The sequence below is a fragment of the Streptomyces sp. NPDC052299 genome, from assembly GCF_040679335.1.
Taxonomy (GTDB): domain Bacteria; phylum Actinomycetota; class Actinomycetes; order Streptomycetales; family Streptomycetaceae; genus Streptomyces.
In genome coordinates this window covers 413,784-440,103 of record NZ_JBFAUP010000002.1, presented here as the reverse complement: position 1 = coordinate 440,103, position 26,320 = coordinate 413,784, and the positions used below count along the sequence as shown (strand labels likewise).

Genomic DNA, 26,320 nt, shown 5'->3' with positions numbered 1-26,320 from the left:
GGCTGTGACGGGCGGACCGGCCGTCACAGCCGACCGTCGGCGACGGCACGGGCCACCCAGGGGATCACCTCGTCGAGCATGTCCTCCAGACTCGTCGACGCCTCGAAACCGAGGACTTCACGGGCCTTCGTGACATCGGGCACCCGCTTCTGCACGTCGTGCCGGAACGCTTGCTCGCTTACGTACCGGAAGGGCACGTGCGGCCCCTTGATCTTGCGCCAGATCAGCTCGGACAGTTCCAGGACGGTCGTCGACCGCTCGGTGGACAGGTTGAAGTCTTCGTTGAGCGCCGCGGGGTGATCGAGCGTGGTGACGATGCCGCGGGCGAGGTCCCCGCCATAGGTGTAGTGCCGGACCTGGTTTCCGTCCCCGTGGATGTGCAGGGGGTCCTGCCCCTTGACGATCTTCTGGACCAGGTCGGGTACCACGTGCGACATCGCGAGCTTGACGTTGCCCGAAAGGATCTCCTCCTGTCCGGCCGCCCGGCCTTCCCCCACCCCGACGCAGTTGAACGGCCGGACGATGGTGTAGGGCAGCCCGTACTGGTCCCAGGCGGCCCGCGCGTAGTACTCGACGGCCAGCTTCTGGAAGCCGTAGCTCGACGCGGGGGGCGGGACGACCCGTTCGTCGCCCTCCGCGGAAGGCCACCGGTCCGTCGACTCGTACACCATCGAGGAGGACACGTACGTCATCTTGCGCAGGGTGCCCGACCGGTGCGCCTCGATCGCCGCGTCGCAGGACGCCGCCATGATCCGTTCGTTGGCGGCCAGCAGGTCGTAGGCGTAGGTGTGGAAGTAGGAGATGCCTCCGATCATCGCCGCTCCGGCGATGAAATGGTCGCACCCGTCGAGGAGTGAGCGCAGCAGACCCACGTCTCGGGCGTCGCCCTCCACCAGGCGGTAGCGGGGGTGGGTGTCGTAGTCGTGGCTCACCGGCCCGTACTTGGAGAAGTTGTCCAGGCCGATCACCTCATGGCCGCGTCCGAGCAACTCCTGCACGACGTAGCCGCCGATGAAACCTGCCGACCCGGTGACCAGTGCCTTCACCATCTCGTTCTGCCCCCTGGTGGTGTGGTGAGCGCCGCCCGTCGGCGCGTCCTGTGTACGGTTGGCGGTCGTGACGGCTCCGGGCGCCGTCACACGAGCATCCCGCGACCGCTGATTCCCCAGATGTCGACGACGGGCGCTCGTGTGGACAAATCGCGGTACTCGGGGTGCGGTGCGCCGATGACCAACAGGTCTGCACGGGCCAGGACTTCGTCCAGCGGCAGGAAGCGGTCGTCGGTGACGTAGGGATCGCTGCACAGCGTTTCGCGTGCCTTGAGCGCGAGGATCTTGCGGAGCTTGAACGACAGGCTCGCCCGTGGGTCGTCGCTGCCCGCCTTGAACGCCATGCCGAGGATGCCGACGGTGAGCCCGGAGAGGTCGTAACGCGTTTCGAGGCGGTCCGCCAGGTAGAGCGGCAGCCCTTCGTTGACCAGCATGGCCGAGTGGCCGAGCGGGAAGTTGTTCCGGCTGAAGGCTGCAAGTTGCATCGTGTCCTTGAAGAGACACGGCCCGGCTGCGAATCCGGGGCCCGGCAGGTCGGCCGCTCGCGGATAGTCGTGGGTGATCGCGTTGCGGATGCGGTCGAAGTCGAGACCGGCGTCGTTGGCCATCACCCAGAACTGGTTGGCCGCGGCGAACTTGATGTAGCGCCAGGTGTTGGTGAAGAGCTTCGCCAGTTCCGCCTCTTCCGGGGCGAGCCGCACGGTCTGCTCGGTGAGGGTGCGGAAGAACGTCTCCGAGCGGCGGTAGGCCCTTTCGGAACGGGCCGCGACGATCTGGGGTAAGGAGAAGAGTTCGGTCATGGCCCGGCCTTCAGCGATGCGTTCGGGACAGAAGGCCACATCGATGTCGAGGCCGCGAGAGGCGAGCACCTTCTCGGCCAGTGCGGTCACACCCGGATGGACAGTGCTGCGCAGAATCAGTAACTGACCGTCGCGAAGGTGATCGGCGACCTGCTCGATGGCGCGGGGCACGGCGCCGATGTCCGGGTTGAGATGCTCGTCGACCGGTGTGCCGACGATCACGACGACTGTCTCCGCCTCCGCGACCCGGGCCGGGTCGGTCACGGCTCGCAGGCGTTCGTCCCGGACGGCGGTCGCGAGGGGCTCCGCCGCGTCGGGCTCACCGAACGGCAGGACGCCGCGGTTGACCGTCGCGACCGCGGACTCGTTGATGTCATAAAGGATCACGGGCATCCCGCGCGAGGCGAGGGCGATGCCCAGGGGCAGACCGACTCGCCCGCAGCCGCCGATGATCACGGCAGGGCCGGTCCGTTCGTCCGTACGGCCACATCCACTCAACCGTCCACCCCGATTGCTCAGCGATGCCCGCATCAACCATGGAAGATCAGAAGTAATCGCACGCTAGCACGAACCATCTGTAGTGTGGGAGCGCTCCCGCCACACGTGTCCGGCTTCTGCCCACCACCCACTGCGAGAGGTTGTGTTCATTGCTCAGGCAACAAGTGTCACTCGACGGCAAGGACGTCCCGTACCTGTACGGCGTGGACGTGACGGAGGACCTGGTCGCGGCGATGGCCGACCTGGCCGTGACAGCGGATCTCGTTCTCGTCGTGCGCGACCGGCAGGTGACCGAGCACGCCGCGGCGGTCTTACACGGGGTCTCCGAGACCGTCCGGGTGGCCACGATGACCGTGGACGCCGGGGAACAGCGCAAGACCCTGTCGCTGGTGGAGGACATCGTCGAGTTCGCGATCCGTCAGGGCGCCAGTCGCAGCACGGTGGTCGTGGCCATGGGCGGAGGAATGGTCGGCAACGTCGCCGGACTGGCCGCCGCGCTCCTCTTCCGCGGCATCCGGCTGGTACACCTGCCGACCACGCCGATCGCGGCGTTCGACTCGGTGCTGTCGGTCAAGCAGGCGGTCAACCTGAGCGGAGGCAAGAACCTCTGCGGCACCTACCATGCGCCCTCGCTCATCGCCTGCGATCTGCGGTGGCTCACGACGGTGCCCCACGACCAGATACTCACCGGCCTGGCCGAGATGGCAAAGAACGTACTGGCGGTCGTACCGGAGCGGCGGCTTGATCTCGAGCGCGCTCTCGGCCGTCTGGGAGATGCGCCGGCCACGGCACTGCTCGACCTGCTGGACATCGGATGCACCGCCAAGGCGCCCTACCTGCGGACCGATCCGCGGGAGCGCCACGAGGCGCTGGTGTTCGAGTACGGACACACGATGGGGCACGCGCTGGAGTTCGTCTCCCAGGGCCGGCTCGGCCACGGCGAGGCCATCGGCTGGGGCATGCTGGTCGCCGCCGAGATCAGCCACTCCCTCGGACATCTCGATCGCGACGGCCTCGCCTTGCACCACCGACTGGTGGGACGGCTGCACCTGTCCCCGGCGTCCACGGGACCCGGCGCGCTCGATCCGGGCCGGATACGCGCGGTACTGGCGCGGGACAACAAGCGCGGCTACCTGTCCTGCGCCCCCGACGAGGTGCCGATGGTGCTGCTGAGGGCGCCGGGGCACGTCGTCACCGGTGAACGCGGGCGTCCGCTGGTGCCGGTGCCCATGGATCTGGCGATGTCCGCGCTGGAGACGGTCGTCGGGAGCGCGCCGGTGCCGTCGGGCACCCTGCCCCGGCTGGAAAGGCTCGGCACCTCATGACGGGGATGGCAGTCTTCGACGACTTCAACGACACCGTCCTCGGCCATCACCCGGACTTCGTCGTCGGACTGGCCAACGCGGCCGCGGCGACCCCTGCGGCAGGGCCCGTACGGATGTACTGCCCGCCGTCCTACCTGCTCCACCACCGGCTCGACCGAGGTGTCACGCACATGGCCACGACGGGTGCCTCGCCCGGCTCCAGCGCCGTGAAGCTCTCCTACTCCGGGACGGTCGACCCCAAGAGACTGGCGGAGGCGTGCCGGGACGCGCGCGACCACGGTGCCACGGTGTTCCTCAACTGCTATTTCGACGAGAACTACCCTGCCTGGCCCATCTCGGAGGCGGGGCTTACGTACGTGCACGCTCTGCACCGGCCCGGCTACTTCGAGGCGGACGTACGACGCCGTCTGGGCGGAGGACGCCTGCTGGATGTCGTGGGAGGGCAGGGCCCGGACGCACTGTTCGTGGTGAACACTCCGGTCGGCGAGCGGCAGGCACGGCGGTTCGTCGCTCCGGACAGGCTGCTCCGAGTGGGCTGGCCGACCGCCACCCGCGCGGAGGTCGCCGCCTCCTTCCGGCGCGGCTGGACTCCCACCGACGAGGAACCATACGTCCTTTCCATCGGCAGTGCCCGGTCGGACAAGGGCATCGGGGTCCTGCTAACGGCCCTGGAGAACGGCCCGCAACTCCGCGTTCTCGGCCAGCAGTACGACGGTGTCGAGGAACGCCTGTGCAAGGACCATCCGAACGCCCGTGTCGGGTTCGAGAGCGGCTGGATATCCCGGGCGCGGCTGGCAGAGGTGATCGCCGGGGCCGCCGTGATCGTTTTCCCCTACCAGCAGGAATTCGCCGGCTACGGGGGCGCGTCCGGGGCACTCGCGCAGGCGATCAGCGCCGGAAAGCCGGTGATCGTCTCGGAGGTGCTCGCTGAGCAGATACCCGATTCGCCGGCCTGCCAGGTGGTTCCCGCCGCCGACGACCGTGCCCTGCGCCGTGCGATCGACGATGCTCTGCGGCACCTGCCGGAGCTGCACGAGGCCGCCGCCGGCCTGCGTGCGTACGCGGAGGAGCACCACACGTACGAAGGGTATGTGCGGCACATCCTGGACCGGTGCGCCTGATGCCTGCGACCGCCCCGGCGTCGGGAGCATCCGCGCGGGTGGCCGCGCTCGCCGCACTGGTGGTGGCCACCTTCTGCTTCGTCGCCAACGAGAACCTGCCCGGAGGTCTGCTCTCGCTGATGGCCGGTGATCTGCACACCTCGCTCTCGGCAGTGGGGCTGCTCGTCACCGGATACGGCCTGACCGTGGCGGTCGTGTCCGTGCCACTGGTCAGGGCCACCCGCCGTGTTCCGCGCCGCCGGCTGCTCTCCTGGGTGCTGGCGGTGTTCGTGACCGCGAACTGCCTCACCGCTCTCGCTCCGGGCTACCCGCTTCTGCTCGGCGGCCGGGTGATCACCGCGCTGGCTCACGCGGTGTTCTGGTCGGTGGTCGTCGTGACGGCGGTGGGCATGTTCCCACCGAGGTTGCGAGGACGGATCGTCTCGGTGGTGTTCACCGGGAGTTCGGTCGCTACCGTCATGGGCGTGCCGGCCGGCACCTGGCTGGGACAGCAGTGGGGGTGGCGGCTGCCCTTCCTGGCGCTCAGCGGTCTCGGTCTGGCCGCTCTGGTGACCGTGGCCGTCTGCATGCCGCGTACGCGGACGGAGGAGAAGCCCGCCGCCGCCACCGCCCCGGACGGCCGGCGGTTCGTCGTCCTGCTGGCGGCCACTGCGCTGTCGATCACCGGTCTTTCGGCTGCCTCCACGTACACCGTGCCCTTCCTGACAGAGGTCAGCGGCTTCCCGGAAACGGCCATGGGGCCCCTGTTGTTCGTCCGCGGAGCGGCCGGAGTGGCGGTCATGGCCTTCGGCGGAGTGGTCCTGAACCGCTGGCCGCGCGCCGGGTTGATCGTGCCGACCGCACTGCTCGCGGGCGCCTTGTTCGGTCTCCACGGGGTAGGTGCGCTCCGGCTCGCCGTGATCGGGCTGCTCGTCCTGTTCGGCGCCACGATGTTCCTGATGATCACCGCGATGGCGAACCGGATCCTCGATGTGGCGCCCGGCAGTACCGAAGTCGCCACGGCCGCGCACAGCGCCGTGTTCAATGCGAGCGTCGCGGCCGGCGCCCTGGCCGGGGCGCTGCTGCTGCCTTCGTGGGGGGTGCGCAGCACTGCTCTGGTGGCCGCCGCGCTGGTGTCCGCCGCCGTCGCCTGTCTGGCTGCGGAGCCACTGATCGCCCGCCGCGGACGGCGCCCCGTCCCGGGGCACCCGCAACCCGACCGGAGCGTGACCTCGGGGGGTGTCTAACCCGGCGGCGAAACAAGGACGGCCCGCCGACCCGGTGCGGGCCGTCCCCGGCCGGCGGACGAGCCCGTGCACACCAGGTCTGTTGTGCGGGCTCGGACACCCGGCGCGGGGTGGGGCAGCGCCAGGTGTGCGCGCCGGTGGACGGGTTTCAGCCCGCGCACGCGCCGATGACGCCGGCGACCAGACCGCGCGGGTCGTACAGTGACCGCGCTCCGTCGGAGACGACCCGGCGGGTACCCGGATCCATGGGCGAGGTGCCGGCCCAGTCCGGACTCCCGACGCACAGCTCGACCTCCAGCCCCGACTCCCTGACGAACCGCCATTCGGTGATGGGGCCCCAGCGGCGGGTGGTGACGAAGGTTCCGAGGGCCCATTGGTCCGTCAGGGACTCGGCGTCGTAGAGTGCCGGGTCGTCGCTGAGCAGGACGAGATCGACGTCGGAGTCCTCGCGCGCCGCGTCCCTGGCCCAGGAGCCGACGAGCAGCAGTCCCGCGACGTCGGGCCGGGCGCCTGCCCACTCCACGGCCCGGTCGAGCAGCGCGGCGACCTCTTGGTGCCTCTGGGCGTTCATGCTCTCCTCTTTTCTCCCGCCAGGCCGACGGTGGGCCATGGGGTTGGTGCCTGGCCCCTTCCGGCCGTGGCCAGACTTTCGACGGGACATCGTAAAAGTTTCGAGTCGGTCGAGGCCGGCACCGTCACGGTTTCCGCCACACCGGTGCCCGCGGCGAGCCGCAGGCTCACGTCGAGCACGTGCAGACAGTAGTCGGCGGAGAGGAACGGCTGCTCGTCCCGCACCGCGGCACGGGCCAGGTCGGCCACACCGGCGCCCACCGTGAGGTCGTGGGTGTCGACATACCGGTGCTCGGCGGCCGGGACGACGAACGGAAGTTGCTCCGGCTCGGCGAGATAGGAGTGGTCCTTGCCATTGGTGCCCACCCTGCGGCGCAGAACGACGGGTTCCGAGGCCTGCCACACGTCACCCACGGTGAGGGTCCCTCCGTCACCGATGACGGTGAGGGTCTGGTCGGTCGGAGCGACCCAGCCGATGCTGATCCTTCCGACGGTGCCGTCGGCGAACTCCAGGAATCCCAGGGAGACATCGGGAGCCACCTCACCCGCGTCGAGCGTGGACCACTCGTCGGCCAGCAGGGAAGCGGTGTGGGCCGCCATCCGCACGACGGGCCCGAACATGGCTACCAGCCAGCTCAGCTGGTAGCCCGCGTGCTCCATGACGCAGCCGTTGCGCACCTCGTCCTCGAACGGCCAGGGCACCCCGCGCCGACTGTGCCAGTCGGTGTAGGCCATGAACGCCAGGGCGCCCATGTCCAGCGCGGCGTGCACCAGGCGCGGGCGGCCGATCAGCCCGTCACCGACGGCCTGTATCAGCGTTTGCGCGGCCTGGCTGAAGACCGTCGACGGGGCACTGGACAGCAGCAGACCGCGCTCACGGGCCAGAAGCACCAGTTCGGAGGCTTCGTCCAGCCGGGTGGCGAGCGGCTTCTCCGAGTAGACGTGCTTGCCGGCGTTCAGCGCGGCCTTGGTGGTGCTGTGGTGGAGCGTGACCGGCGTGAGGTTGACCAGGACATCCACGCTCGGGTCGGCGAGGAGTTGGTCGAAGCTGTCGTAGACGCGGCCGCCGTACTCCCGGACGAAGGACCTGGCGCGGTCCGTCCGTACGTCGTAGGCGCCTCTGACGTCCAGCCACGGGTAGTTGGGCAGCGTCGCGCCGTAGAAGTCGGCTGCGTAGCCGCAGCCGGCGAAGGCGATCCCGACAGATCGGCCAGGATTCACCGGCTCTCCGGGAAAGCGGGCAGTCGCATGCGGTGACATGTGTCCTCCAGTTCTCGAAAGGTGGATTCGGACAGCTCGATCGTTCCGCTCACTTCGCGAGGGGAGCGCACCAGGACACCGCGGCTTCCCGGTGTCCGGACGGGGCTCCCCGGTTTCGCCGGCGTGCCGGCCCGGACGGCCGCCGCAGCCGCGCCGAGATGCCGGCGGTACTGTGCGAGCGGCCGGTACCGGGTCACGTCGAGGGCCAGCAGGAAGGTACCTGCGATCGATTCCAGCGGTGCCGAGGCCGGCGGCCCGCCGGCCAGGGCGGCGAGCCCGCAGGCCGCGAGGGCCAGCCCGTATCCGACGGCGCCCCCGGCCGGCAGCAGGCTGCCGGTGGCCAGCACGCTGTCCGGGTCGGTGCAGGGCTGCCCGTGCCGGTCCTGGGCGACGTGGCCGGGAATCGGGACTCCGGCGAGCCCGAGTGCCCTGACCGCGTTGTACGAGATCGCCGCGGAGGACATGTCGATGATGATGTCGCCTCCTTCGGCGGGAAAGCCGAAGGCCCACGGGTTGGTGTCGAAGACTCGGTCGACGCCGCCCACGGGCGCCACGACGGCCTCTTCCGGCAGCAGTCCGTAGCCGCTGGACAGCACGCCGACCATGCCGGCGGCGGAGAGCTGGGCGACGTAGAGTCCCAGGCGTCCGAGGTGACCGTGGTCGGTGAGCAGGACGGTGGCCGCTCCGTGCCGCCGGGCCTGCTCCGTGGCGTTCCGTACCGTCAGGCGCATGGCTCCGGCCCCCAGGCCTCTCCGGCCCGCGATGACGGTGGAGTGGGCGTCCTGCCGCACGATGGCGGGGCGTGCTTCGGGCAGCAGTTCGCCGCTGTCGGCCTGGTGGGCGTAGGTGGTGACGAGCCGCACCCCGTGGCTGGGGTGCCCGGCGAGGTCTGCGGCCACCAGCGCGAGAGCCGCGTCCTGGGCGGTCGTGTGATCGGCTCCGAGGACGCGGAAGACTCGTGTGGCCCATTCCAGGGCGGCGGTGGCGGGGGTGCGGAAGGATCGCTCGACGGCCTCGGCCGTCACCCGTTGCCCCGCTCGTCGAGGACCACGCTTTCGTCCCCGCGGTCTCCCGGAAGGAGCTCCTTGTAGTTGTCCGCCACCTTGCGGAAGGCGGCGGCGTACATCTCGATGGCGTCCCGGTCGAAGCGCCGGAACGGTGGAACGGTCAGGGCCCGCACCGACTCGGCCACCGGCAGGTCGCCGCGGCCCTGGGGCGGTACCGCCCCGCGCCTGCTGTTCGTGGGCGCGCCTTCGTTGTAGACGTCCGCGCTCCTGAACAGCTCGTGCGTGTGCAGCGGCTCACGGATGCAGATGCGGGTCCAGGAGTGGTACCCCTCCGCCCTGATCGCCTCGACGAACCGCGCGACGGACAGGCCCTCGAAGTGTTCCTGGAGGTAGACGCCGTGCGGGTTGTACCAGCCGCCCATGGTGGAGCCGCTGTCCTTCGGCGGGCGGTGGGAGACGAGCCCCGGTATGTCGGCGAGCAGATCCCAGAAGTGGTTCATCGCCCGGTCGATCTCCTGGATGCGCTCGTCGAAGTGGCGCAGCTGGACCCGGCCGATCGCGGCGCTGAGGTTGTGCATCCGGGAGGTCACTCCGCCGAGCGGCAGGCCGGCGTAGCGCAGCAGCTCCGGCGACTTCACCTCACCCGCGTGGAAGCGGAAGTTGTGGCCCCAGGCCAGCGCCCGGTCGTGGAGCTCCGGATCGTTGGTGGCGATCATCCCGCCCTCGCCGATGGAGAGGGGCTTGCCGCACATGGAGAACGCCGCGATGTCACCCAGGGTGCCGACCAGGCGGCCGCGGTACAGACTGCCGTGCGCGTGGGACGCGTCCTCGATGACCTTGACGCCGTGACGGCGGGCGACGGCGTTGACGGCGTCCATGTCGACCGGGTAACCGAGCAGGTGGACGACGACGATCGCCTTCGTGCGGTCGGTGATCTTGCGCTCCACATCAGCGGGGTCGAGGTTCATCGTCAGCGGATCGATGTCGGCGAACACCACCTTGGCCCGCAACGTGAACGCCTGTACGCAGGAGGCCCAGTAGGTCGACGCCGGCACGATGACCTCGTCACCTTCTCCGACTCCGCAGGCGAACATGGCCCCGAGGACCGCGTGGGTTCCGGAGCTCTCGGTGATCAGGTAGTCGGTGCCGAGCCAGTCCCTGAGCTCCGACTCGAAGGCCGGAACGGTTTGGAAATCGAGATAGCTCGGCTTTCGCATTGTCGCCAGTACTGCGGCTTCCTCCTCGGGCCCTAGGATCGGCCAATCGAAAAGGTCTTCCCGAGGGGTGGTCACTGCGGGATCGCCGCCGAACAAAGCTAAGTTACTCACTTCAACTGCCCTTCTGTCAGCAGGGAGTTGCTTGATTTGCCCTCAAGGCGCGGCTACGCTAACAGTCATGACTTACACATGTCAACAAAAGTTACGCGTTGCGCGCGCCGGCATTTCCCCCGCCCTGGAGAGAGACACGATTGCGGAACTCGGGCGGCTGTTGGCCGAATTTGAGACGCAATATGCGGGAGTCGCCGAGGACGAGCCGTCGCGCTTTCCCTTTCTCTGCCGCTGGGCCTATCAAGTCCTCACCAGCCGGAACCAGGAGTCCGGCGGCGGTTCCGAGGGCCCGGTCGACTGCATTCCCGGGGAACGGAATCTGGACACCGGTGACGCATCCGCCGCCCCACTACCGAGCTTTGTGCACCATTTGTCTGTCGAAGTGGGCCGAGGAAAGGATTTCCAGCGGTACTTCGGCCCCGAGTGCACGGAGGAATTGGACACGGCCGTGCGGGAGCTCGTCGCAGGACTGGGCTTCCCCCTCGCCCGGCACCTGGACCAGGTCGAACCGGTCGTCGGAGTCGGGACCATCAGCCTCTACGACGCGCTGTGCCGGACCCGCGTGACGGTGCCGGGCGACGTGGTCCTGCATCCCGAGGTGTCCTACGGATTCTTCCTTCCCCAGCCCTACCGGGCGGGCGGAACCGTGGCGACCGTTCCGCTGGGCGAGGACGGCGCCGTGGACATCGACGCCCTGGACCGTGTGGTGACCGAGCGGAACGCCGCCCTGTACGCCGAATGGCTGCCGCAGCGGTCCGTCCTGGTGCGGGGGACCCTGCGCGACCTGCACAGCAGAGGACTGCTGGGAGACGTCGCCGCACCGTGCCCCGAGGACGCGGAGGAGATCACCCGCGGACTGGAGGAACTCGGCCCTCTTCGGGCAGCCCGGACGATGCTGAAGCGCGCCGCCTCCCGCTGGCCCGCGCTTCGGAACGCCCAGCCGCTGCACCGTGGCCCCGCGCTGGTGCTCCGGCCCCCCAGAGTCGTCTGCTACCTGCACATCAACCCGACCGTCACCGGCCGGATGGCCACGCCCGAGCACCTGCGCCGGCTGGGTGAGGTGCTCGGCCGCCACCAGGTGGCGGCCATTGAGGACATGTCGTACCACTCGATCCGCAGCATGCCCGAGGACTGCGGCACGCTGCTCGACCATCACCCGGACACCTTCGTGCTGTTCGGCCTCTCCAAACCGTTCGCGCTGGCCAACCTGCGGATCGGTCTGCTCTGGAGCCCGCGCACGCAGGCCGAGTCCGTTCGACGGGTTCTCGAGAGCACCATCGGATTCGTCTACACGGGGTTCCAGAACGCCCTGGCGCGGGCGATGCGGACCGGAGCGGAGGAGATCCGGGCCTACCTGGCGGAGGAGTCCTGGCACCAGGAGAACAGCTACGAGTTCCGGCGCCACCTGATGGTGGCGATGGTGGAGGGCATCGGATCGGCCCGTATCCCCGACGCTCAGCGCGGGCGCGTCCGTTCCGTGGTGCTCGACGAGGTGGACCGGCTTCTGCGGTGGAAGTTCGCGCAAGGCGTCGTACTCTGCCCACCGGGCCTGCGGGAGCACCCGGTGGATGCGTCCCATTACGACGAACTGGACGCCAGGACCCGGGAGTTCCACCGGGAGCTGGCCGAGCGGTTCCTCGACGAGGGGCTCAGCCGCTGGTTCGCGGTCGAGTACGAGCCGGAGTGCGGCTTCTTCCTCGTGGTGCACTGCGACGCGGTCCTCGACCGCGGCGGCATCGGGCCGGTGGCGGTGGAGCGGACCTTCCACCTGTTCGGCGTGCTCTCCTACCTGCTCGGAGTGAGGGTGGTACCCGAAGAGATGATGGCCCCGCCCGGGAAGGGAATCGGCCGACACAGGATCCGGCTGTCCTTCTCGCCGCCGGTCGAGAACCTGGTGCGTTGCATGTTCACCTGCCACCAGGGCCTCACCTGGCTGGAGGAGCAGCCCTCGTTCCGGTAACGGTCAGACCGCTCCCGGTTCGTGCCGGGAGCCGTGTCGCAGCGCCAGTACCAGAGCGAACTGCGCGGCGGCACAGCAGGTGAGGACCAGGGTCGCACCCGAGAGGTCGACCAGCCCGCCCAGCAGCGCCGAGCCCAGTGAATAGCAGAGCAGCCCGGCGAACATGTCGAGGCTGAGCACCCGGCCCAGTACCCGCGCCGGAATGATCTGCTGCAGGCAGGTCTGTTCGATCATTTCGAAGGCGAGTCCGCAGCCCGCGACGAAGACGCAGAGCAGAAGCAGCGGGCCCGAGGTCCACGTCAGAGCCAGAATCGCCGTCGCGCCCACCGTCACCAGACGCCGGAAGTGCATGAGCCCCAGTTCTCCTCCGGTGACCCGCCTGAGCATCCATGACCCCGCCACGACGCCCAGGCTCTGCAACCCCATCGCCAGGCCCAGGCTGCCGGATGTGCCGGCGCTCTCGGTCATCAGCCGGGGCAGGGTCACGGCCAGAGCCGACGAGTACACGGCTTTGGCGAGAGCGGAGCTGAGGACGATCAACCGCGCAGACCGCATCTCCAGCAGCACCCGCAGCCCCTCCCGGCACGCCTGCCACGGGGCGCCCGGCCCGGTGGCCGTGCCCTCGTCCTGCTGGGCGCCGATCCGCTGGGTCACAAGGGCCGCGCCGAAGAAGGACACGGCGTTCGCGAGGATCAGCCAGTGCGCCTCGGTGATGGTGAGCAGCAGACCGCCGAGGGCGACCGAGGTGATTCTGATCGAGTTGTAGCTGATCGAGTGCAGGAAGTTGGCGGTCTTGACGTCCCCCCGGGCCGTCTGCGCGAGCAGCGGCATGTGGGCGATGGTGCCCAACGCCCGGCAGGCACCGAGCACCAGGCTGAGCAGGACCACCGGTGCCAGGGACAGGCTGTCCCTGAGCGCCGCCAACCCCACCGCGAGTGCCGCGGCCCCGGCCAGCAGGTCGCTGATGATGAGCATCCGGCGCCGGCTCATCCGGTCGCTGAGGTATCCCGAGGGGACGGCACACAGGAACTGCGCGGCGGTCGTGGCCGCGACGACGATGCCGGTAGCGGCCGAAGAGCGGGTGACCGCGTAGACGCTCCAGGCCACGGCAACGTCGTAGAGCCCACCGCCGAAGAAGGAGAGCGACTGCCCGATCCACAGCAGTGTGAAGTCCTTGTTGTGCCAGAGACGTCCGCTGCCCCTGTCGGGCTGCCGTCGGGGGGTTCGCGAGCGCATGGCGGGCGTGTGCCGCCGTTCTCAGCGCGGCGCCAGGTCGAGGAAGCGCTCGCTCCAGAGCAGCTCCACCTCGGCCAGCGTCTCGGCACCGCCCGGCCCCGTCAGGTTCGAAGAGAGTTCGGCCAGGCTGCGCTCACCGTCAGCGGAGAGGAGCAGTGCGGCCGTCGCCGCCCCGACCGGAACCCGCTTGGCCTTGGTGTACTCACCGGTCACAACGGCCCGCTCCACCCGGCCCGGCCCGCTCTCGCGGACGATCCTGGTGTCCGGGCGCAGGCGGGGAACCAGCGCGGTCCGGGCCTCGCGGTCGCGGGGCGAGCGGGAGACGAGGAGGTCGCCGACCACGAGATGGTCGAGCTCCGTGGTGAGGAAGCAGCGTACGGCGTCCTCGACGGAGTCCACGATCGGCTCGGCGTGGTTGTTGAAGGACGTGTTGAGCAGGACTGGCACTCCGGTGAGTGCCTCGAACTCCTCCAGCAGACGCCAGAACCGTCCGTTGACCTCGCGGTCCACCGCGTGCACTCGGGCAGTGCCGTCGACGTGCGTGACGGCGGCCAGTTCGGTCCGCCGGTGTTCGAGCACGGGGACGGTGAACACCATGAAGTCCGGGGCGGCGATGTCCTCGGGGAACTCGAACCAGTCGTGCAGGCTCTCGGCCTGTACCGACGGTGCGAAGGGCCGATAGGTCTCCCGCTTCTTCACCATCAGGTTCACCCGCTGCCGGTTGTCCGCGGGTCGCGGGTCGGCCAGGATGCTCCGGTTGCCCAGCGCCCTGGGACCGAACTCCGAACGTCCCTGCACCCAGCCGACCACCTTCCCGTCCGCGAGGAGTTGCGCGGTGCGCTTCTCGATGCCGGTCACGTGCTCGACGTCCAGGTGGCCGGCCCATTTCTTCAGCAGGGGCTCGGTCTCCTCCGGCCGGGGCGACGCGGGCGCCCAGAAGACGTCACGGATTCTGCGGCGCGGCAGCGCGGCGGTCTTCTCCGCCTCGACCTTGATCGCGGCTCCCAGCGCGGCGCCGGCGTCGTGGGAGGCGGGGTGGACGAAGATGTCCCGCAGGTGCTGTTCACGCAGGAGCCTGCCGTTCAGCGTGCAGTTCTGGCCGACGCCGCCGGCGAGCGCCAGACGGGAGTGGCCGGTCTCGCGGAGCCAGTGCCCGATCATGTGCAGGGCGGCTTCCTCGGTCACCTGCTGGACCGCCGCCGCGAAGTCCATGTGGCACTGCTCGAACGTCCCGCCCCGGCGGCGCGGGACGAAGCCGGCGGAGAACATGGCCGCACGCAGTCGTGCGTGATCCAGCCGGAAGTCACCGTCCGGGCGAAGCTCGAACAGCTCGTCGAGGACCGGGCGGTAGGTGTCCGGGTTCCCGTACGGCGCGAGGCCCATGACCTTGTACTCGTCGAACAATTGGTAGCCCAGAAGTTCGGTTCCCGCCGTGTACCAGTGGCCGAGCGAGTCGGACGGGCCCTTCGTGGCGAGCAGCTCCACCCGTTCACCCGCGGCACTGTAGACCGAGGCGGAGGCGTCTTCGCCCCGCCCGTCCATGACGACCACGAGTGCGTCGTCGAAGCCCGACTGGGGATAGACCGAATAGGCGTGGGAATCGTGGTGCCGGACGAAGGAGATGCGGTCGTCCGGAAGCTGGAAGTCGAACAGTTCCCGGACGCGGTCCTTGATGAGCTCCCTGGCCGAACTCGTCGTCACGTCGGAGTGTTCGACGTACTGGTGGAAGAGTTCCTTGTCCGTCCACGCCTCGTCGAAAAAGAACGCCACCGAGTCCACGTGCTCGAAACCGATGCCGGCATGGTCGAAACAGGCCCGGACGGCATCGCCGGAAAAGCGATTCGTGTGCTTCAGCCGGTTCAGCCGCTCCTGTTCGGCCGCAGCCACCACTTCGCCGTTCCGAATGAGTACCGCCGACGCGTCGTGAAAAAACCACTGGGGCAGATCGGGCACGATTTCACGGCCCGGCAGCGAGAAGCAGCAATTCAGTCCGAGGGTATACAAGACTCTCCTCTTGACGGAGGTGAGAAAACCTTCACGTGAGGCGTATGAATATCAGTCCTTGCCCTGCTGCGTGCCGGACCAGTGAAGCGCACCCCGCATGAGGCCGGAACCCCTTCGGGAAACTTTCGGACAGTTTCGAAGGCGGACGGGACCAGCGTGCGCGTCCCTTTTGCCCCGACAATCAGGCGTGGAGCCCGGAATGCTCCCTCGGCATGGCCCATGGGCATGCTCGGCCGGGCAGTACGGCACACTCTGCCGAGCGCAGCGCGCTGTGCTCGGCTCCGCAGCCGGTCCCGGCGGGGTTTCGAGGAAGACCGACCCCGGAGCCGCACTGGCCTGCGGCCTGCGGAGGCGGCGTCCCGCCGGGTACGCGCGGCTCTTTGGCGCAATTCTTGTCTGCGCGGGCGGGGCTGGGGCGATGGCCGCCACGCTACGCCGGGTTCGAATCGGCCGACGCGTGGGCGTGGAACAGCTCGCAAGGTTTCGAAAGTACGCCGAAACCACCGTGGCTGCCGCCTGCTGTGACGGTCGGGAGGTGACTTTCGGGCAGCCCGGTCGAACCATCGCACTCACTCCACCACTTCCGCGTGGTGGCGGGCCGCACCTGCGTCGCCCGCAGCAGCGACCGCCCGAGCGCCGACTCCGAGGTCCGTACACCCTCGGGCCGCTGACGGTGCCGGCGTACCTGAACCACCGTGAGCCGCCGTCACCGCAGGAGCGAGTCCGCGAGGGCCGTGGCGGTGGCGTCGTCAAGGGGTGCGTGGCCGAGCAGGAAGCGGTACCAGAAGACCCCGTAGATCTGGTCGACCATCAGGTCGAGGTCCCGCCCGGGCTCCAGTTGGCCGCGTTCCCGCCCGCGCTCCAGCACTTCTCGCAGGGCCGCGCGGCGGCGTTCGGTGAACTCACGCATGAGCTCGGCCAGCTGGGGGTCGCGCGCCGCCTCCCGGGCCAATGTCCGCAGCGCCGGACCCACGGGGGGCTGCTGGGCCCCGGCGAAGGTTGCGGCGACGACCACCTGGAGGTCGCTCCGCAGGTCCCCGTGGTCAGGCGCGGACACGGTCTGCTGGGCGCGTTCCGCCAGAGCCTCCAGGAGCACGGCACCCTTGGAGGGCCACCAGCGGTAGAGCGTCTGCTTGCCGACCCCGGCCGCCCGCGCGATGGTCTCGACGGTGACGGGGGCGCCGTCGCCCTCGCCGAGCAACCGCAGCGCGGCGTCGAGGATGGCCCGGCGCGCCGCTTCGTTGCGCCGGCGCCCCGTGTGGGGCCGCACGCCGCCCGTGCCCGCGTTCGTGTTCTTGTCCGCTTCCGCCTGCTGCGCCATGTCGCACATCCTTTCCGAGTTTCCGAGCTCGAACCACTTGACGAGACTGCCGGTCTCGACAAGACTCACCTTACCGAGACCGACGGTCTCGTCAACGCTACGGAAGACCGAAGACAGGGCATGAACGACAACCGCGCACAGCGCTTACGGAGGACCGCCATCATGACCACGGACCACAGCCCCGCCCCTCGCGTCGTCGTCATGGGCGGCAGCTCCGGCATCGGCGAGGCCACAGCGGCACTCTTCGCCGCGACAGGCGCGGAGGTGACGATCACCGGACGCTCGCAGACCCGCTTGGACGAAGCGGCGAACCGTATCGGCGGCAACACACTCACCCACCAAATGGACGCCATGTCACAGGAAGACACGGCGGCGTACTTCGCTGCATCCGGCCCCATTGACCACCTGGTCATCGCGGTCAGTGGCGCCGCGGGTAGCGGCCCCTTCGCAGAACTGGACCTCGCGGACCTGGCCACGGGCTTCGACGCGAAGTTCTGGCCCCAGGTCCGCATCCTCCAGGCCGCGCTCCCCCGCCTCGACCGCCGGCGCGGCTCCGTCACCCTGATCACGGCCGCCTCGGCTCGTGCCGCCTTCCCGGGCACGTCCGGCCTCGCCGCGATCAACGGCGCCCTTGAGGCCATGGTGCCGCCCCTCGCGGTCGAACTGGCCCCTCTCCGCGTCAATGCCGTCTCCCCCGGTGTGATCGACACCCCTTGGTGGGACCGCGTCCCGGCGGAACAGCGCACGGCACTCTTCGACGGCCTCGCGAAAACGACCCCGGCCGGCCGGGTCGGCCGCGCCACCGATGTGGCGAGGGCCATCCACTCCCTGGCGACGAACGGCTTCATCACCGGCGTCGTACTCGACTGCACCGGCGGCGCCAACCTCCCGATGGGCGCACAGGCATAAGGCGTCCGGTCCCCCGGGGCACGGTGAGAAGCCCGTCCACGTCACCCCCGCCCGCTGAGACCTGCCAGGCCCGGCGCCACAGCCCGAATCCCCACGCCGCGGAGCGACAGCCCCGGTCAGCAGAAGCCTGCGTACCGGTGGATGCGGGTGTCGGTCCCGAGTTTGAGGGCAGTGGGGTCCTTGCAGGAACAGCACCACAGTGGTCCTGATGAAGGGCCTGGCCATGCCGCGGACGACTGGCTGCCGTCTTCCGGCTCCAACGGGGTGGCCCGCCGTCCGCGCAGGCGGCTCCCTGCGCCGCACCGGAGTCGCTTGAGGTGCGGTTGCCCGCACGAGAGCGCCACGGAAGGCCCGGACCTGATTCCGCACGGCCTCGGGCGTCAGTGGCGTGAGGTCTCCAGAGCGAGATTCGTGATCCCGCGACCCGCGCGTCGGTGAGCTCCGCACCGTGGCCGCGGCCGGCCCGGTGACCGTACGCTCCGACGGCGCGATCACGTGGCTGTTCCCGATTACCTCGCATGGGTGTATCGCGCTTTCGGGTCGTGCGGCGGATGAAGAAGAAACGATCTTCCAGTTCTGGTGCCGTTTAGTTTCTTTGCGTTGATATCAGCTTTTGTCAGCCCTACTGGAGGTTCACCGATGTCCACCCGCATGCGTCAGGTCTCCGTCGCAGTGGCGGCCCTCGCCATGGCGGTCGCACTGCCGGGTTCCGCGGGCGCCGCCGTGGGCGAGTTCCGATACACCTACTACGACGACTTCGGCAACCGGGCCGCCGGCGTCCTCGTCGAGCCCGACAGCCGCGTGTGCGTCACCCTGCCGGAGGTCGCCGACCCCGACGCCACCGAACCGGCCTTCGCCCCGCAGAACTACACCGGAAGCACCGTCACCATGTTCACCGGCCCGGACTGCGACGGCGACTTCTACAGCCTCAGGCCGGGCGGTCGGGCCACCGACCGGCTCAAGCTCCGCTCCGCGCTCTTCAGCTGACCCCCAGCCGCATGACTGCCCCGGGCCTGTTCCGGGGGCGGCTGCGACACGCTGCGCAGTACGGGGGTGCAACGCGTTCGCGTTGCGCCCCCGTACGCAGGCTCTCGCTCTGCATAACTTGAACTGTGAACATTCGGCCGACGCGGCTGTCGCGGTCAAGGCCCGACGAAGGTCTCGACGGCCCGGTGGGTGCCGGTGCCGAGCCGGCGAGGATCTGGAACTCGTCCAGGGTCAGCGGGTCGTCGCCGTCTGTATCGGCGATGGCGAACAGGGCGGGCAGCATCCCCTCACGAAGCACCTGCCGTTCGCACACCCACTCCCCGCGCGCGAACTGGTGGCTCGAGCCTCCCTGCTACGCCCGGCCGTCGGTCGGCGATGCCTTCCACGCCTCACGCAGCTCCGCGCTTCAGGCCCAGGCCGCCACGGAACCCCATGTCGTCGGGCCCCTCAGGCACCGATGCGTCCGGGCGCCAGCGGTCGACGGTCACTACGCCCGGCTCCAGCAGTTCCAGTCCCGTGAAGAACTCCTCGATCTGCTTCTGTGTGCGCAGCACCACGGGCTTGGAGACTTTGTTCTGCCGGTAGAAGGCCGATGCCTCCGCCGCCCTGACGGGATCTGCGTCGCCGCAGGCATGGGACAACGCGACGTACGAGCCGGCCGGAAGCGCGTCCACGAGGACCCGCAGGACACCCGCCGGGTCCTCGTCGTCGTCGAGGAAGTGCAGGATCGCGGCCAGGACCAGGCCCACCGGACGCGTCATGTCGAGTGTCCCGGTCACCTCGGGTGAATCCAGTACCGCGCGCGGGTCACGCAGATCGGCTTGGAGGTAGGTCGAGCGGCCCTCTGGTGATACCGGGGTGAGCAACGCCTCGGCGTGGCGCAGCACGACGGGGTCGTTGTCCACGTAGACGATCCGGGCCGAGGGCACCATGCCTTGAGCGATCTCGTGCAGGTTGGGCCGGGTGGGGATGCCGGTCCCGATGTCCAGGAACTGGGTGACACCGCCCTCTTTCACCATGTGCCGAACGGCGCGCGCCATCCATGCCCGGTTCTGCTGCGCGCTGCGCTGGATCTCCGGCCAGCGCTGGGCGATGCCCTCTGCGACGGCTTGGTCCACCGGGTAGTTGTCCTTGCCGCCGAGGAGGCTGTCGTAGACCCGCGCCGGGTGCGGCTTTCCCTGTTCGAATGACCCGTTGGGGAACACACGATCTCCTTCGCGCGAGGGCGCACGTTCGTTTCACACAACAACACTCTGGCCAGAGCCATTTGAACATACCGTGTAGTGCGAACCTACCCTTGCTCCCGGGTCGCTTCGGCCCGACGTATCACGTCGAACGGGCGGATGCCTTCCCTCAGGGGTCGATGTCCATGGCTACTGCTCGGCGCCGAGTCCACAGCAGGCGCAGCCAGCCAGCCGGGGTGGCATTCCTGCTGGGCCTTCAAGCCAGAAACAGGAGGGCAGCGATGATCACCATGATGGCAGCGGTGCCGAGGTGGACACCGTAGATCGCGGAGCGCGGCCCTTTGCTGCGGGCCACTACGGCCGCGTCACCGGCGGGCATCAGCGCGGCGGCCAGCATGACCCAGCCCAGCAGGCGAGTGGTGGCGCCGATCAGCAGGACCGCGAGAATCAGGCCGGTGCCGATGTCGCGGACGCCCATGACGGCCAGCCACGATCGTACGGCCGGGTCATCGGGGCGGGTGTTGGGGATGCCGAAGCCGACGGCGGAGCCGGGCGCCCAAACGGAGCGGGCCCCGACGAGGACGACAGCAGTGGCGATCAGGGCAGTCAGGGTGGTGGCGATGGCGGCGAGCATGAGACGGATCCATTTCGTGGCGGTGTTGGAGAGGTAGAAGCTGTCGAAGGCGGAGCGAGCCCGGCTCTTGGAGGCGGGTATGCCTTGGCGTGCACGTAGCGTTTTGGGCGAGGGTGGGCCATGCGGCGGTGGCGAACCTGCTGAGGGGATGCTTAGGTCACCTGTCCCTCGGGAGGGGGGCAGGGTGCGCCGCCGTCACCGCTCGTGGTCGTCGACGAAATGGTTGTCGTGGTCTTCGTGAAGCCTGCTCAACTCCCGCTCGTCGATGATGGCGAGCTGTGCGAAGTACTCCTCCCGCGGTACGCCTGGCGAGAGTGCCATCAGGAGAGTGGCCGGCTCGGCGCGTTCCTTCCGGAGGGCGTGGACAGCCCCCATCGATGCGTGCGCGGTGTCGCCAGGCTGCAGTGTTCGCCATGCCTGCCCGTCGAAGTAGTCGACTTCACCTTCTTCCACGATGAAGGTCTCGCTGAAGGTCGTGTGAAAGTGCGGGGCAGGTCCCCGGCTGGACGGCGACATGCGCCACCTGTAGATGCTCACCGTCCCGCTGGTCTCCGCCGGACCGGCGAGGACTTCGATGGTCGATCCGCCGACGCCCAGCCGAATCATGCGCGTCTGCAGGGCTCGCTCGGATTCCTTGGAAAGCCGGTAAGTCGATTCCGTGTCGGTCATGCCCCGAGTCTCGGGGTTTCACCGTTCTGCTCGCGCTCACTTCGGCGGTGGCCTAACAATGCGGGGATGATCCGCTACCGATTGGGTGCCGGCGCCGCGAGTGTGCGGTGGGCGATGTCACCGATCCACGAGGTGGTCAGCCTCGCTCAGCTGTTGACCGAACCGCAGCGTCACGCGATGTTCCATCCATGGCTGCGCCGCCGCCATCTCCACCTCTCGCATCCGGACCTGCGGGCGCTCACCGTCTTCATGGCCGACGGTGCGTATCGGCCCGACTTCCTCGACCCGTCGCCGATGACCAGTGAGCCGACGTTCGAGGAGGGGATGAATGCCCTCCTCGCCGTGCCGGCGGACCAGACGTACGCGGAACTGGTCGACGCCTCGCGGGGACGCGGGGAAGACATGGGCCGAATGCTCGACGACCCCGAGCGAGCCAGGTCCGAGGCCGCCGATGCGCTGCGCCGCCTCTGGAAGACAGTCGTGGAACCGGAGTGGGTGGGCATGCGGCAGGCGCTGCGTGCCGAGTTGTTGGAGCGGGCCATCCAGGTCAACCGCGAGGGACTACGTGCAGTGCTTCCGCGCCTGCACCCTTCCGCGACGTACGAAGACGACACGGTCACCGTCGAGAAGCCTGTGGACATCGACGTCGACTGCCCGGATGGGCTCATTCTCGTTCCGTCGCTGTTCATCACCGACCGGGTGCAGTGCACCACCTCGGACCACTGGGCTCCGGCGATCTACTACCCGGCGTCCGGGCGATACCTCTGGGCGGCACCTCCCACTCCGAGGTCGCTCGACCGTCTTCTGGGGGTGACTCGAGCGAGGATCCTTGCCGCGCTCACCACTCCGTTGCAGACGACAGCGGTGGCCGGGCTGGTGGGCGTCACTCCCCCGACAGCCAGCGAACACCTGGCGATCCTGCGGGACGCCGGGCTGGTCGAGCGCAGCCGGGCCGGCCGCACGGCCATGTACGAACTCACCGAAGCAGGACACACCCTCCTGGCCGCGGCCTCACCACGGCTGTAACAGATCGATGAGCTGCTGGTGACCGGTCAAAGCGTGGCGCCTACCGCGGCGCGGGGCTGTCACCGGCGCCGAGGGAGGGCCGTGGGTGGCGATGTCCTCCAGGACGGCGGCGATCCCGTCGGCGCCTCTCGCGGGAGTCGGAGGCCGAAGGCAAATGGAGCTGGTTCCGGCACGGATCATCTGTGACGTGGGGCCCCTCGTCGACTGATGACTGGCGTCGGCTTCTACGAAAGGATGACCGCATGACGCAGATCGACAGCCCGCTTCCTCGTCAAGTCGCCGACGCATACGTCGACGCCCTCGTCGAACTCGACCCGATCACGGGTACGTTCCTCGGCGTGCCGGAGAGTGCCGGCCGCTTGCCCGACCTTTCACCGGCCGGCGCGGACGCCCTCGCGGCGCTCGCGCGGGAGACCCTCACGCACCTCACCGAGGCTGAGCGCCTGCCCGGTGCCGACAGCGGGAACGAGCGCCGCTGCGCTCGCCTGCTGCGCGAACGCCTCACTGCGGAACTCGCGGTTCACTCGGCCGGTGAACACCTGCGGGCCGTAGGCAACATAGCGACGCCGCCCCACTTCGTCCGCGACGTTTTCACGGCGATGCCGACCCGGACCGAGGAGGACTGGACGGCCGTCGTCGAGCGCCTGCGGGCCGTGCCCCGGGCGCTGGCCGGCTACCGCGAGTGCCTGGCCCTCGGACTCGAACGCGAGTTGTACGCGGCCCCCCGCGCCACCGCCACCTTCGCCGACCAGCTCGATCAGTGGGTCGACACCGATGGCCAAGGGCGAGGATGGTTCGAAGACTTCACAACCGCCGGTCCCGACGCGCTGCGCGGCGAGCTGGACGAGGCGGCCCGTGCCGCCACCGCCGCCGTCACCGGACTGCGCGACTGGATCCGTGCGGAATACGAGCCCGCCGTCCAAGGCGCCCCGGACATCGTCGGCCGCGAGCGCTACGCCCGCTGGGCGCGTTACTACAACGGCACCGACCTCGACCTCGACGAGGCGTACGCCTACGGCTGGTCGGAGTTCCATCGTCTGCTCGCCGAGATGCGGACCGAGGCCGAACGTGTCCTGCCCGGCGCGGACACCCCGTGGACAGCGCTGGCTCGTCTGCGCGAGCACGGCCGGCACGTCGAGGGCGAGGAGAAGGTCCGTGACTGGCTCCAGGGCCTGATGGACCAGGCGATCAGCGCCCTGGACGGCACCCATTTCGAACTCGCCGACCGGGTACGGCGTGTGGAGTCCCGTATCGCGCCGTCCGGAGGCGGCGGAGGCCCGTACTACACCCCTCCCTCGGAGGACTTCTCCCGCCCCGGCCGCACCTGGCTGCCGACCATGGGGCAGACCCGCTTCCCCGTGTACGACCTGGTGTCGACCTGGTATCACGAGGGCGTGCCGGGTCATCACCTCCAGCTCGCCCAATGGATACACGTCTCGGAAGACCTCTCCCGCTACCAGGCGACCGTCGGCATGGTCAGCGCCAACATCGAGGGATGGGCTCTGTACGCCGAGCGCCTGATGGACGAACTCGGATTCCTGAAGGACAGCGAGGAACGGCTCGGCTATCTGGACGCGCAGATGATGCGGGCGGTCCGGGTGATCGTCGACATCGGTATGCACCTGGAGCTGGAAATTCCGGCCGACTCCCCGTTCCACCCGGGCGAGCGGTGGACGCCTGACCTCGCCCAGGGGTTCATCGGCGCGCACAGCAGCCGCCCGGCGGACTACGTGGAGAGCCAACTCATCCGCTATCTGACGATGCCTGGGCAGGCTATCGGCTACAAGCTCGGGGAACGGGCATGGTTGCTCGGCCGGGAAAGGGCCATGGAGCACCGCGGCGATGCCTTCGACCTGAAAGCCTGGCACATGGCCGCCCTCTCTCAGGGCTCCCTGGGCCTGGACGACCTGGTCGACGAGCTCTCCCAGCTTTGACGGTCGGACCGAGGACGTCCTTTTCTGATCTTGCTCAGAACTCCTGACAAAGGCGTTTCACCGTGCCGGTGTGTGATGAGGCAGGTGGCGAGGCCGAGGAAGGCTTAGTGGATGTCGTCTCGCCCAAACGTTCGAGGCCAGCCATCAGGGGGCCCGCGGCGGCACTGATGCCGTGACCAGGCCGCTCTCGTAGGCGACGATCACCAGCTGGGCACGGTCGCGGCAGTTGAGTTTGGCAAGCAGTCGGCCGATGTGGGTCTTCACGGTGGCGAGGCCGAGGTACAGCTGTGCAGCGATCTCGGTGTTGGACAGTCCGCGCGCCACGAGGACGAGGACTTCTCGTTCGCGTTCGGTCACCCCGTCCAGGGTGTCCGGCAGCTGTCGCGACGGCTCGGGCCGGCGAGCGAACTCGGCGATCAGGCGCCGCGTCACGGCCGGTGCCAGCAACGCGTCACCGGCCGCTATCACTCGTATCGCCGCGATCAGTTCGCCCGGAGGCGTGTCCTTGAGCAGGAAGCCCCCGGCGCCGGCCCGCAGCGCGGCGTAGACGTACTCGTCCAGGTCGAACATCGTCAGTATCAGCACCTTGACACCGGCGGTCGCGGGAGATCCGCAAATCTGCCGGGTCGCCTCGATTCCGTCCATGCCCGGCATCCGTACGTCCATCAGGACGACGTCGGGGAGATCCTGCCGGGCACATCGCACCGCCTCCGTACCGTTCGTCGCCTCGGATGTGGCCACCATGCCGGGTTCGGCGTCTATCAGCACGCGCAGGCTGCCACGCAACAGCGTCTGGTCGTCGGCGATGAGGACCCGGACCGGGACCCCGGGCGGCTCGATGCCATGGGGCAATGGAGCTCCGTGCGAAGGCTCTGCGGCATGGGAGGGGCGCTCCCCCGATACTGCGGGGCGAGTCATGGGCTCTCCTCGATCGGCAGGGTCGCCTGTACTTCGAAGCCGCCCGCCGGGCGCGGGCCCGCGTAGAACGAGCCGCCGTGCAGGGCGATGCGTTCTCGCATGCCGATGATGCCGTGGCCACCTGGTGCCGTGGCCGGGCGCGATGCTCGGGGGGTTCGGGAAGCCCGCCCTCCCCCGTCGTCCGTGATCTCGATCCGCACCTCGTGGTCGTCCGCGTGGACCATCACGTGGCAACGTGTCCCCGGGTCGGCGTGCTTGGCGACGTTGGTGAGTGATTCCTGCACTACACGGTAGACGGCCGGCGCGAGGTCGTCAGGCACGTTGCCGCGCCTTGCCAGCCGCGCGCCGGCCCGCTCGACGAGTTCGGGAAGCGCGTCGATGCCGGGTGCGGGGTCGAGGGGCGCGGACCGTCCCTCGGTCTCACCCTCGGGGGCGCGCAACACCCCGAGCATCCGGCGCATGTCGTTCAGCGCGGTACGGCTCGTGCGCTCGATGACCCGCAGCGCATCGTGCGCCTCCTGGGGCCTGACGTGCAGAACGTGGTTGGCGACTCCGGCCTTGACCGCGATCAGGCCCATGCTGTGCGTGACGACGTCGTGCAGCTCACGGGCGACGCGCAGGCGTTCCTCCGTGACGGCTCTCCGCGCGAACTGCTCGGCCGCCCGGACGGCGAGAGCGCGTCTCTGCCGCACCGCCCGCGCCAGCTCCCATGTGCCGAGCACGACGACGCAACCGAGGAGTGGCAGTCCCGGCCCGTCCTGCCACCAGTAGCCCTCGCCGGCGCGCACCGTTCCGACGGCAGCGGCTGCGAGGAGGACGGCGGTCGCCGGGAGGGGCAGCCACCGTTGCCACCAACGGCGCGACGGCAGGGTGAGGGCGACGGCGTAGAGGGCGAAGGCCACCGACAGGAACGGATCCCATGTGACACCCCGCGCGACGGCCGCCGCCGTGACCGTCAGGACGACCATGAACACGGGCAGGGGCCAGATCCGCCGAACCGCGACGGGGAGGGTCGCCGCGGTTATGAGCATGAGCCGCTCCTCCGTGCCGGGCGGCGTGGCCGAGAAGCCGCCCGTGTCCGGTCCTGTCAGCAGCAGTGCCGCCACGTAGAGGAGCACGAGCGTGCAGTCCAGGGTGATGTGCTGGCGTCGGTTCAGTCGCCGGGCCAGAATCGGGTGGTCGTCCTCGTTCACCTCAGTACCTGCTCGCACCGCTCGACCCTACTCAGGGAGCGCCGCGCACCGCCTCGGCCTCAGGGTCGGTTCAGGTCCTCCACCCTTGGTCGGATGCCTTCGCCAGTTCACAGCTCGTCTCCACCCACGGGTGGACCCGAGCGGGTGGGCCCCGGGCCTGA

General features: G+C 69.2%; 23 protein-coding genes. 9 read left to right on the top strand and 14 right to left on the bottom strand.

Going from position 1 to position 26,320, the window contains the following annotated elements; translation table 11 throughout:
* Positions 1-23: 23 nt before the first annotated feature.
* Together AB0L33_RS05145 and AB0L33_RS05140 are read right to left on the bottom strand one after the other, a co-directional pair.
* Complete coding sequence (locus tag AB0L33_RS05145; RefSeq protein ID WP_365677767.1) at positions 24-1,139, bottom strand: NAD-dependent epimerase/dehydratase family protein; 1,116 nt, start codon at positions 1,137-1,139, stop codon at positions 24-26.
* The gene (locus AB0L33_RS05140) at positions 1,136-2,305 is read right to left on the bottom strand and encodes a nucleotide sugar dehydrogenase (RefSeq protein ID WP_365677766.1); all 1,170 of its coding nucleotides are present in this window, start codon (positions 2,303-2,305) and stop codon (positions 1,136-1,138) included. The genes AB0L33_RS05145 and AB0L33_RS05140 overlap by 4 nt, the downstream gene beginning before the upstream one ends.
* A gap of 206 nt (positions 2,306-2,511) precedes the next feature.
* On the opposite strand from AB0L33_RS05140, the gene AB0L33_RS05135 reads away from it, so the two are divergent.
* The 3 genes from AB0L33_RS05135 to AB0L33_RS05125 are packed head-to-tail and all read left to right on the top strand — an operon-like array spanning position 2,512 to position 6,019.
* A complete protein-coding gene (locus tag AB0L33_RS05135) occupies positions 2,512-3,672 on the top strand; it encodes an iron-containing alcohol dehydrogenase (protein ID WP_365677765.1) in 1,161 nt (386 codons plus the stop codon).
* Positions 3,669-4,793, top strand: coding sequence for a glycosyltransferase family 4 protein (locus tag AB0L33_RS05130; protein ID WP_365677764.1), 1,125 nt, complete (start codon positions 3,669-3,671; stop codon positions 4,791-4,793). Before AB0L33_RS05135 ends, AB0L33_RS05130 begins: the two co-directional genes overlap by 4 nt.
* On the top strand, positions 4,793-6,019 hold the full coding sequence (locus tag AB0L33_RS05125; RefSeq protein WP_365677917.1) for an MFS transporter: 1,227 nt from the start codon (positions 4,793-4,795) through the stop codon (positions 6,017-6,019). The genes AB0L33_RS05130 and AB0L33_RS05125 overlap by 1 nt, the downstream gene beginning before the upstream one ends.
* A gap of 148 nt (positions 6,020-6,167) precedes the next feature.
* Here the strand turns inward: AB0L33_RS05125 and AB0L33_RS05120 are convergent, their stop codons facing one another.
* The 4 genes from AB0L33_RS05120 to AB0L33_RS05105 are packed head-to-tail and all read right to left on the bottom strand — an operon-like array spanning position 6,168 to position 10,148.
* On the bottom strand, positions 6,168-6,590 hold the full coding sequence (locus tag AB0L33_RS05120) for a nucleotidyltransferase domain-containing protein (RefSeq protein ID WP_365677763.1): 423 nt from the start codon (positions 6,588-6,590) through the stop codon (positions 6,168-6,170).
* On the bottom strand, positions 6,587-7,810 hold the full coding sequence (locus AB0L33_RS05115; RefSeq protein ID WP_365677762.1) for a Gfo/Idh/MocA family oxidoreductase: 1,224 nt from the start codon (positions 7,808-7,810) through the stop codon (positions 6,587-6,589). Before AB0L33_RS05115 ends, AB0L33_RS05120 begins: the two co-directional genes overlap by 4 nt.
* Complete coding sequence (locus AB0L33_RS05110; protein ID WP_365677761.1) at positions 7,807-8,874, bottom strand: Ldh family oxidoreductase; 1,068 nt, start codon at positions 8,872-8,874, stop codon at positions 7,807-7,809. Before AB0L33_RS05110 ends, AB0L33_RS05115 begins: the two co-directional genes overlap by 4 nt.
* Entirely contained in the window at positions 8,871-10,148 is a 1,278-nt protein-coding gene (locus AB0L33_RS05105) for a DegT/DnrJ/EryC1/StrS family aminotransferase (RefSeq protein WP_365677760.1), read from the bottom strand. Before AB0L33_RS05105 ends, AB0L33_RS05110 begins: the two co-directional genes overlap by 4 nt.
* Before the next feature lie 103 nt (positions 10,149-10,251).
* Here AB0L33_RS05105 and AB0L33_RS05100 point away from each other — a divergent pair, with 103 nt between their 5' ends.
* Positions 10,252-12,144 carry an aminotransferase class I/II-fold pyridoxal phosphate-dependent enzyme gene (locus tag AB0L33_RS05100; protein WP_365677759.1) on the top strand — a complete coding sequence of 631 codons (1,893 nt, stop codon included), beginning with the start codon at positions 10,252-10,254 and terminating at the stop codon, positions 12,142-12,144.
* A gap of 3 nt (positions 12,145-12,147) precedes the next feature.
* Here the strand turns inward: AB0L33_RS05100 and AB0L33_RS05095 are convergent, their stop codons facing one another.
* Together AB0L33_RS05095 and AB0L33_RS05090 are read right to left on the bottom strand one after the other, a co-directional pair.
* Positions 12,148-13,380: an MFS transporter gene (locus AB0L33_RS05095; protein ID WP_365677758.1), complete on the bottom strand. Its 1,233-nt coding sequence runs from the start codon at positions 13,378-13,380 to the stop codon at positions 12,148-12,150.
* Between the two features lie 21 nt (positions 13,381-13,401).
* Positions 13,402-15,267: a carbamoyltransferase C-terminal domain-containing protein gene (locus AB0L33_RS05090; RefSeq protein WP_365677756.1), complete on the bottom strand. Its 1,866-nt coding sequence runs from the start codon at positions 15,265-15,267 to the stop codon at positions 13,402-13,404.
* Here AB0L33_RS05090 and AB0L33_RS05085 point away from each other — a divergent pair.
* Complete coding sequence (locus AB0L33_RS05085) at positions 15,160-15,423, top strand: hypothetical protein (RefSeq protein WP_365677932.1); 264 nt, start codon at positions 15,160-15,162, stop codon at positions 15,421-15,423. The genes AB0L33_RS05090 and AB0L33_RS05085 overlap by 108 nt on opposite strands.
* Before the next feature lie 667 nt (positions 15,424-16,090).
* On the opposite strand, the gene AB0L33_RS05080 is transcribed toward AB0L33_RS05085, so the two are convergent.
* Positions 16,091-16,705, bottom strand: a complete 615-nt coding sequence (locus AB0L33_RS05080; protein WP_365677755.1) for a TetR/AcrR family transcriptional regulator — start codon at positions 16,703-16,705, stop codon at positions 16,091-16,093.
* Positions 16,706-16,867: 162 nt separating this feature from the next.
* On the opposite strand from AB0L33_RS05080, the gene AB0L33_RS05075 reads away from it, so the two are divergent.
* Positions 16,868-17,614, top strand: a complete 747-nt coding sequence (locus AB0L33_RS05075; protein ID WP_365677754.1) for an SDR family oxidoreductase — start codon at positions 16,868-16,870, stop codon at positions 17,612-17,614.
* A gap of 639 nt (positions 17,615-18,253) precedes the next feature.
* The gene (locus tag AB0L33_RS05070) at positions 18,254-18,601 is read left to right on the top strand and encodes a hypothetical protein (RefSeq protein WP_365677752.1); all 348 of its coding nucleotides are present in this window, start codon (positions 18,254-18,256) and stop codon (positions 18,599-18,601) included.
* Positions 18,602-18,990: 389 nt separating this feature from the next.
* On the opposite strand, the gene AB0L33_RS05065 is transcribed toward AB0L33_RS05070, so the two are convergent.
* The 3 genes from AB0L33_RS05065 to AB0L33_RS05055 form a co-directional block, all read right to left on the bottom strand.
* The gene (locus AB0L33_RS05065; RefSeq protein ID WP_365677751.1) at positions 18,991-19,806 is read right to left on the bottom strand and encodes an SAM-dependent methyltransferase; all 816 of its coding nucleotides are present in this window, start codon (positions 19,804-19,806) and stop codon (positions 18,991-18,993) included.
* A 235-nt stretch (positions 19,807-20,041) separates the two neighbouring features.
* Positions 20,042-20,419, bottom strand: a complete 378-nt coding sequence (locus tag AB0L33_RS05060) for a DUF4267 domain-containing protein (protein ID WP_365677750.1) — start codon at positions 20,417-20,419, stop codon at positions 20,042-20,044.
* Between the two features lie 195 nt (positions 20,420-20,614).
* Positions 20,615-21,088: a cupin domain-containing protein gene (locus AB0L33_RS05055; protein ID WP_365677749.1), complete on the bottom strand. Its 474-nt coding sequence runs from the start codon at positions 21,086-21,088 to the stop codon at positions 20,615-20,617.
* 66 nt (positions 21,089-21,154) lie between these two features.
* Between AB0L33_RS05055 and AB0L33_RS05050 the strand changes: the two genes are divergently transcribed.
* Together AB0L33_RS05050 and AB0L33_RS05045 are read left to right on the top strand one after the other, a co-directional pair.
* Positions 21,155-22,114 carry a DUF5937 family protein gene (locus AB0L33_RS05050; protein WP_365677748.1) on the top strand — a complete coding sequence of 320 codons (960 nt, stop codon included), beginning with the start codon at positions 21,155-21,157 and terminating at the stop codon, positions 22,112-22,114.
* Between the two features lie 242 nt (positions 22,115-22,356).
* A complete protein-coding gene (locus AB0L33_RS05045) occupies positions 22,357-24,048 on the top strand; it encodes a DUF885 domain-containing protein (RefSeq protein ID WP_365677747.1) in 1,692 nt (563 codons plus the stop codon).
* Between the two features lie 144 nt (positions 24,049-24,192).
* Here AB0L33_RS05045 and AB0L33_RS05040 read toward each other — a convergent pair whose 3' ends face one another.
* On the bottom strand, positions 24,193-24,966 hold the full coding sequence (locus AB0L33_RS05040; RefSeq protein WP_365677746.1) for a response regulator transcription factor: 774 nt from the start codon (positions 24,964-24,966) through the stop codon (positions 24,193-24,195).
* The gene (locus tag AB0L33_RS05035; protein WP_365677744.1) at positions 24,963-26,177 is read right to left on the bottom strand and encodes a sensor histidine kinase; all 1,215 of its coding nucleotides are present in this window, start codon (positions 26,175-26,177) and stop codon (positions 24,963-24,965) included. Before AB0L33_RS05035 ends, AB0L33_RS05040 begins: the two co-directional genes overlap by 4 nt.
* Between the last annotated feature and the right edge of the window lie 143 nt (positions 26,178-26,320).